This window comes from Undibacterium sp. JH2W, assembly GCF_049340425.1.
In the GTDB taxonomy this organism is placed as follows: Bacteria; Pseudomonadota; Gammaproteobacteria; order Burkholderiales; family Burkholderiaceae_D; genus Undibacterium.
This window is the reverse complement of record NZ_JBMPOT010000097.1, coordinates 1-284: the sequence shown is the minus strand read 5'-3', so window position 1 is coordinate 284 and position 284 is coordinate 1. Positions and strand designations below refer to the sequence as shown.

Here is a 284-nt window from a genome sequence, read left to right as displayed (position 1 = left end):
TGTATTAGTTTCGATTTGATCTGACAGAAGGTCCTTGCAAAAGGAGAGATTACCCGGTTTGATAGAGGTGCGAATCTTTATAAAACCAGCACGAAAGTGCCATAGGAGTAATCTCATGAATAGTATTTCTCAAAACGTCATTAAACACAAGGTTGGGCTGCTCAACCTTGCTGCCGAACTAGGTAACGTGTCCCGAGCCTGCAAAGTAATGGGTTTTTCGAGGGACACGTTTTACCGTTATCAGTCTGCCGTTGAGAGCGGCGGAGTTGAAGCTCTGATCGATT

The 284-nt window shown here is 44.7% G+C and carries 1 protein-coding gene; it reads left to right on the top strand.

Going from position 1 to position 284, the window contains the following annotated elements:
* Nucleotides 1-115: 115 nt before the first annotated feature.
* Nucleotides 116-284, top strand: a 169-nt coding sequence (locus ACO0LC_RS29285) for a helix-turn-helix domain-containing protein (protein ID WP_423009801.1), incomplete at its 3' end; no start/stop codon positions are given.